At 34.3% G+C, this 1732-nt stretch carries 2 protein-coding genes; both read left to right on the forward strand.

Annotation, left to right across the window (positions count from 1 at the left end; translation table 11 throughout):
* The coding region (rpsB, locus tag P8M54_RS06920; protein WP_300286590.1) for a 30S ribosomal protein S2 at nt 1-559 on the forward strand (559 nt) is incomplete at its 5' end.
* A gap of 142 nt (nt 560-701) precedes the next feature.
* A complete protein-coding gene (tsf, locus tag P8M54_RS06925; protein WP_300286593.1) occupies nt 702-1526 on the forward strand; it encodes a translation elongation factor Ts in 825 nt (274 codons plus the stop codon).
* Nucleotides 1527-1732 lie beyond the last annotated feature (206 nt).

Consider the following 1732-nt stretch of genomic DNA (forward strand, 5'->3'; position numbering starts at 1 on the left):
TGAAAAAGCAAAAGCTGCAAACATGCCTTACATCACTGAAAGATGGCCTGGTGGAATGCTAACTAACTTCGTAACTATCCGTAAAGCTGTTAAAAAAATGGCTACTATTGATAAAATGAAGAAAGATGGTACTTTCATGACCCTTTCTAAGAAAGAGCGTTTACAAGTTGATCGTCTTCGTGCTAAATTAGAGAAAAATTTAGGTTCAATTTCTGATATGTCAAGATTACCAGCTGCATTATTTGTAGTAGATATCAAAGCGGAACACATCGCAATAAAAGAAGCTCAAAAATTAAACATTCCAGTTTTTGCAATGGTTGATACTAACTCTGATCCTCGTGAAGTAGAGTACGTAATTCCATCAAATGATGATGCTTCTAAATCAATCGATAAAATTTTATCTTTAGTAACTGCTGCTGTTATCGAAGGACTTTCTGATAGAGGTTCTGATAAAGAAACAGACGCAACTGAAACTGCAGCTCCAGCAACAGCTGAAGCGGTAGCAACTGAGACTGCAGCTCCTGCTGCTGAAACAGCTGCGCCAGCAACTGAAGAATAAAACAATCTTAATTCCAAATTTTAAAATTCCAAATTCCAAAAATTAACATCAGAAATGATTTAATTAATCAATTGGAATTTGGAATTTGAGATTTGGAATTTTTTTTTAAAACTATTTTTTTTTAATTTAAAATATAAATATTATGGCAACAATAACTGCTGCAGACGTAAATAAATTAAGAACAGCTACTGGTGCAGGAATGATGGACTGCAAAAAAGCATTAGTTGAAGCAGAAGGAGATTTTGAATTAGCAATCGAAAACTTACGCAAGAAAGGACAAAAAGTAGCTGCAAACCGTTCTGATAGAGAATCTACAGAAGGAGCTGCAATTGCTGTTGTTAATGCTGAGAAAACGGCTGGTGTTGTAATCACTCTAAACTGTGAAACTGACTTCGTAGGTATGAACGAAAGTTTCGTAACTATGGCTACAGAATTAGCTAACTTAGCATTGAACTACGATTCTAAAGAAGCTTTCCTAGCTGCTGAATACAAAGGAATCACTGTTGCTGAAAAATTAATTGAGCAAACAGGAGTTATCGGAGAAAAATTAGAAATCAGAACTTTTGAGAAATTAGAAGGTGCTTTCGTTGGATCTTACATCCACTCTGGTAACAAAATCGCAACATTAGTAGCTTTGTCTGCAAAAGTAGAAGGTGCTGAAGAAGCTTCAAGAAACGTTGCAATGCAAGCTGCTGCAATGTCTCCTATCGCTTTAGACGAAGCTGGTGTTGATGCTGCTACAATCGAAAAAGAAATCGAAATCGCTAAAGACTTACTACGTCAAGAAGGTAAGCCAGAAGCTATGCTAGACAATATCGCTAAAGGTAAACTAGCTCGTTTCTTTAAAGATAATACATTAGTAAACCAAGATTACATCAAAGATAACAAAATGAGCGTTGCTGCTTATGTTAAGTCTTTAGACAAAGATCTTATCGTTACAGGATTTAAAAGAGCTGCTTTAGGTTAATCTTAAAGTTCTTTTTTAAAATATAAAAAGAGTGATTTGAAATTCAAATCACTCTTTTTTTGTTTAAATACTAAACAAGCTTGACGCACAAATATTTTATAAAAACAAAATAATACAATATATTTGAGCATAAATAGTCCTTATGCTTCAATCCAAAAAAGAAACCGTTTACATCATACTAGCCGGTATATTTATCACCAATGCAG

The organism is Flavobacterium sp., assembly GCF_029242675.1.
Classification (GTDB): domain Bacteria; phylum Bacteroidota; class Bacteroidia; order Flavobacteriales; family Flavobacteriaceae; genus Flavobacterium.

Excerpts from the sequence above, each read along its gene's own strand:
- tsf (WP_300286593.1), top strand. The coding sequence starts at position 702 with ATGGCAACAATAACTGCTGCAGACGTAAATAAATTAAGAACAGCTACT.